We start from the raw sequence: 5395 nt of genomic DNA, 5'->3' as shown, positions 1-5395 counted from the left end.
GTAATAGTTTTATCTTCAGCCAAGACAATAGTCCTAAGAACAGCATCAATTCTTGCCCTAAGTATAGCTAAAGAAAAGGGCTTGACTAAATAATCATCTGCTCCTTGGTCAAGGGAATGAATAATAAAGTCTTCATCATTTTTTACTGTAGTAACTATTACTCTAATATCCTTTTTCTTTAATTTTTCTATCAACTTATACCCATCTTTATCTGGAAGATTGATATCTAAAAGAGCTACATCTATGTCGACATTCATCTTATAGATTGCTTCGTAATATGAAGATGCAATATTCACATCATAGCCATTATTCATTAAATATTTTTTCATTTCTAAAGCAATTTCTCTATTATCTTCTATAATTAAAATACTTTTCATTGTTTACTCCTCTTATTTTAGGAATGGATTTTCTGTTTATAAAATGAATCTGTTGCAAAATCTTGAATTTCTATCGTTTCACAACAGTCCCTTTATAATCGCATAATTCTACTTATAGTATACCATTATAGCTTATATTAAATAGAGAAAATCTAATTGTAAAATGGTGAAATAAAGCTGTTTCAATAATTTATAAAGATTAATTGTAAAATATAGTATAATATTATTAAAAAGTTTTATAAGTAAATATTATTTTAATGCGAAATATTTGATTTTACTATTATAATTATAGAAAAAAGAGATAATATTACCTATAATAATAAAGCTAAAACTAGATAATAGTGCAAGTATATAAAACTTTGTAGAATTTATAGGTATTTCAAATATGATTTATCTAAATATTGGAGTTTAAAATTGAAAATATTAATGATTGAAGATGATAGCACAATTGCATTTGCCGTAAAGACTTATTTAAAAAAATATAGTATAAAAACTGTTGTCTATGATAAACTTTCTAGTTTAGAAAATATAAATTTTAGTGATTTTGATTTAATCTTGCTTGATGCAAATCTTCCTGATGGCTCTGGTTTTAATTTTTTAAAATACTTAAGGGAATTTTCAGATATCCCTATTATTATGCTTACGGTTAAAAGTGAAGATCAATATGTTGTTAAAGGACTTTCTCAAGGAGCTGATGACTATATTACTAAGCCCTTTTCTCTTTCTATACTCAAAGCAAGAATTGACAATGTATTTAGAAGAAAGGTCAAAAAGACGGATACTTTAATATTTAAAGATTTAACTTTAGATTTTACATCGAAATCAGCTAGTATTGATGGAGTAAACATAGACCTTAACTTAAAAGAATTTTCTATTCTTGAAATGCTTTTAGAAAATCAAAATATAAATCTTTTTAGAGAAAAAATGCTTGATTATGTATGGGGTTATGATTTATATGAAGTAAATGACAATACCTTGACAGTGACGATAAAAAGATTAAGATCTAAGCTTGGTAGATATGGAAAGCATATTAAAACGGTTAGAGGGATTGGATATAGGTGGGACAATGACTCTTTGGAATAAATACAAAAATATTATTTTAATAGTAACACTAAATTTATTGCTATGCCTTATAGTTGTTTATTTTAGTCCTAGATTTGATATTCTAACACTTTTAGGATATTTGTTAATAAATCTTTTTTTATTTCTATTGCTTGTAAAAAGGGAGAAGAAAAAAGAAAGGGAATTGGATGACAAAATAAATAATATTTTTCTTCTCTTGCATTCGTTAAATATAGATTCTAGCAATGAGGAAATAAGAGATGATGAATTTGGAAAATTAAGAGATGAAATAATAAAAATAATATTAGAAAACAAGCGAATTGCTGATAATTCAGAAAAGAACAAAGAAACTTTGAGAGAATACACAGAAGATATCGCACATCAGATAAAAACACCCTTAACTGGATCTTTACTACTAATTGACCTATTGGAAGGCAGTGAAGATAAAAATTCAAAAGAATACATCACTAGGCTTAGAGATAATTTACTAAGGCTTTACAATTTGGCGGATATTTTGTTAGAACTTGCTTCTCTTGATTCAGGTACAATTGAAATGTCAAAAGATAAAGTTTCGGTTAAGGAATTTGTGGAAGAAATAATTATAAATATTTCCGACTATTTTTCAACGAGTGATGTCAATATCTCTCTTCATGGAGATGACTTCATCCTTATATGTGATAAAGATTGGACTTATGAAGCAGTCTTTAATGTTGTAAAAAATGGAATAGAAGCAACGAAAAATAAGCATATTGAAATATATCTTAAAGAAACGAATTTGTATAAAAGTATAATTGTGGAAGATTTTTCTGAAGGTATGAATAAACAAATGCTTGAGAAAGTTCTCAAGCGTTTTTATAAAGCAAATCCCAAATCAAAAGGCTATGGTATTGGTCTTCCTATGGCGAAGTCCGTTATGGAAAAACAAAATGGGGAATTGTTATATCATAGAGGGAAAAAATCAAATACATTTGAATTAAGATTTTATAATTGATTTGATTTAAAGACTTTGTTTTAAAAATAAAAACTTAGTCTTTTTTTCTAGTCACTTTCCTGTCACTTAAGTCTATTATTATCTAAATAAGATTAAGGAGGGACAATATGAATATAGTTAAAACTGTAGATTTATCAAGGACATATAATAATGGAGTAGAAGTAAAGGCTCTTTCAAATGTGAATTTTACAATGGAAAAAGGGGATCTAGTAGCAATTATTGGAGATAGTGGTTCGGGAAAATCTACTTTACTTCATCTTCTTGCAGGAGTAGATAATCCTACTAGTGGAGATATCTTTATTCAGGATAAAAATATTACCAAACTCAATAAAGACGAAATGACCGTATTTCGCAGGAGAAATATTGGCGTCGTTTATCAATTTTTTAACTTAATTCCCAATATTAATATTAGAAAGAATATATTACTTCCTCTTTTACTAGATAATAAGAAAGTAGATGAAGAATATTTCAAAGAGATTTTATCACTTTTAGGAATTGAGGATAAACTCGACAGATATCCGAAACAATTATCTGGTGGCGAGCAACAGAGGGTTGCCATTGCTAGAAGCCTTATTACAAGGCCAGCCATAATTTTAGCGGATGAGCCCACAGGTAATTTAGATAGAAGAAATTCGGAGGAAATTACGGGACTATTTAGACTTGTAAACAAAAGATTAAATTCAACTATTATGATAATAACCCATGATGAAAAAGTGGCAAATTCCTGCAATAAAGTTTATAAAATGATTGATGGTGAACTGACTTTATTAGGAGATGAGTCTTATGAAAATTATTAATGACCTTGCCGATGCAGCAGTAAAAAATAATAAAAAAGACACCTTAGCCATTAAAATTTCAATTCTATTGGCGGTGATGATTTTGGGTAGCATTATTTTTATTTTCGATACATTAAGATCTGATCAGTACAATTATATAAAGAATACCTTTGGTGACTATCATGTTGCGATAACTGAAATTGATGAAAAATTCTATGATGAATTAAAAAGCGACAAGGATATAGAAAAAATTTCTTTCAACAAAGTTATAAAAACAGATTTAAAGGCAAGTATTTATGAGACGGGAGATAAAAATGCTCTTCTGGCTTATGAGATAAAGAAAGGAAGAAGACCAGAAAATACAAATGAACTTTTAGTCCCAGAGAAGTTTTTAATAAAAAATAGAGAGTACAATCTAGATTCAAAAATAAAAATCAAGGGAAAGACCTATACGATAGTTGGCATTTACGATGACTTTGGTTATTCCTTTGAAGAATCTTTGATCCTAGGTCTTGCTTCTAGCGATAAAAAAGAAGACTTGTACAAGGATTACAGTGGAATTGAAGCACAAATTTGGTTTAAAAATATAAGGGACACTTATACTAAGACCAGAGAAATCTTATCTAAGATGAATATTGATGAAAAAGATGCTTTGGATATTGGAAGAGTATTTTATAACAAAGACATTTTGGAATATAAGATGGTTTATCCCGGAGGGGTTATTCCTCCTAAAAATGTAATAAATTCAGCCATTGAAAAATATGGAATAGCCTTTCTTTTTTGTATGATTTTTGCCTTTATCATCTATGGTGCCTTTAATGTTTGGAACAATAGAGATTTGTGCGAAATTGCTCTATTAAAAAGTGTAGGTATGACGAAAAGACAAGTTAAAAAAATGGTCAGGCTCAAAGCATTGAAACTTTCGACTCTTCCAATAGCACTTGGAACAATTCTGTCTTGGGCTTTTGCTAACCTACTTATGTACTTAATGTGGCTTAACAACTCCATATCATATAAAAATATATCTAAAATTTTAGGAGAAATCTTAAAATCTCCAGAGTTTAATTTTTTATTTCCAAGGATAGGCTCTATTATAATCATAATTTTATTATCGCTTTTAATGGTTTATTTTTCTGCAAAAATTCCAGCAAAGAGAAGTTCTAAATTAAAAATTATTGAAGGCCTAAGTGGAATTACAGAAAAAAATATTAAATTGGGCAAGTCAAAAATAAAGGGTCCAATAGAGAAGACTCTCGCAAAAGATTATTATAGATCCTATAGGTCAACTTATAGAATTATAGTATTTTCCATGACACTTTCAGCTTTTGTCTTAACTGCAATTTTAGTAAGTCAATCATATAGAGTTTTAAATGAAAAATACGATAATTACAAAAGCCCTTACAATTTTAGATCCAGTATTTATGCAGATACTTTTTTGAATGAAAATTTTTTTAAGGATATGGAAAAAGTTGAAGGCGTAGACCAATTTCATATATATCAAAGAAATGATACGAAGTTTTATGTCGATGAAAATAAAGATTTTATTTCCAAGGATTTAAAAAAATCTTTAGACAGTGGTAAAAAAGTAAAAGACAAACTATATACAAGCATATATGCCTTGACAGATGAGGATTTTGACAAGCTTTTAAAAGAAAACAATATTTCAAAGGCCTCTTATTTATTGCTCAATAAGATAGCAAAAGACAATAATACACCTTATACTTTTAGAGAATATATAAAAATCTCTGATAAGAAAGCAAGTGAAATTTCTTTAAAATATAATAAGAATGCAAATCCAATGTTAGTGAAGATAGATGGCGTAATAGATGAAATGCCTTATGATTTAGAAGCATATAGTAATAATGAAATAGCTATCTTTACAAGTAAAAGTAATTTAAAAGAATTTATAGACAAATATGGAATAGATAAGTCAAATCCAGTTTATTATTACTTTGTAAGAATGAAAGTAGAAAAAAATAAAGACAAAGTTTTTGAAGAAGCTGAAAATGTAATTTCCACTTATTCTTCAAAGTCAGACCACGGCACTACTACAGATATTATAAGGGCAGCCATGGATAAAGAAGAGAGAAGAAATACAGGTTTAATGAATTTAGCCATCCAAATTATTCTTATAACCATCGCTCTTTCTAACGCTTACAATAGTTTCAAGGGAAATCTTAGAGCGAGAA

5 protein-coding genes are annotated in these 5395 nt (G+C 28.2%); 4 read left to right on the top strand and 1 reads right to left on the bottom strand.

What is annotated here, in order from left to right; translation table 11 throughout:
- Window positions 1–377 (bottom strand): response regulator transcription factor (locus SOR60_RS08940; protein ID WP_320595751.1); only part of this gene is annotated, 377 nt, incomplete at its 3' end.
- A gap of 414 nt (window positions 378–791) precedes the next feature.
- Between SOR60_RS08940 and SOR60_RS08935 the strand changes: the two genes are divergently transcribed.
- The 4 genes from SOR60_RS08935 to SOR60_RS08920 form a co-directional block, all read left to right on the top strand.
- Complete coding sequence (locus tag SOR60_RS08935; protein ID WP_154538949.1) at window positions 792–1460, top strand: response regulator transcription factor; 669 nt, start codon at window positions 792–794, stop codon at window positions 1458–1460.
- The gene (locus tag SOR60_RS08930) at window positions 1444–2430 is read left to right on the top strand and encodes a sensor histidine kinase (protein ID WP_320595750.1); all 987 of its coding nucleotides are present in this window, start codon (window positions 1444–1446) and stop codon (window positions 2428–2430) included. Before SOR60_RS08935 ends, SOR60_RS08930 begins: the two co-directional genes overlap by 17 nt.
- Before the next feature lie 107 nt (window positions 2431–2537).
- Entirely contained in the window at window positions 2538–3227 is a 690-nt protein-coding gene (locus SOR60_RS08925; RefSeq protein ID WP_320595749.1) for an ABC transporter ATP-binding protein, read from the top strand.
- Window positions 3214–5395 (top strand): ABC transporter permease (locus tag SOR60_RS08920; protein ID WP_320595748.1); only part of this gene is annotated, 2182 nt, incomplete at its 3' end. The genes SOR60_RS08925 and SOR60_RS08920, both read left to right, overlap by 14 nt.

Origin of the sequence: Anaerococcus porci (genome assembly GCF_034090325.1) — a bacterium.
Lineage (GTDB): Bacteria > Bacillota > Clostridia > Tissierellales > Peptoniphilaceae > Anaerococcus > Anaerococcus porci.
The sequence above is the reverse complement of the archived record's forward strand: the minus strand, read 5'-3'. Positions and strand labels throughout refer to the sequence as shown.

Coding starts and splice junctions, on each gene's coding strand:
- SOR60_RS08930 (WP_320595750.1), top strand. CDS start 1,444: ATGACTCTTTGGAATAAATACAAAAATATTATTTTAATAGTAACACTA.
- SOR60_RS08925 (WP_320595749.1), top strand. CDS start 2,538: ATGAATATAGTTAAAACTGTAGATTTATCAAGGACATATAATAATGGA.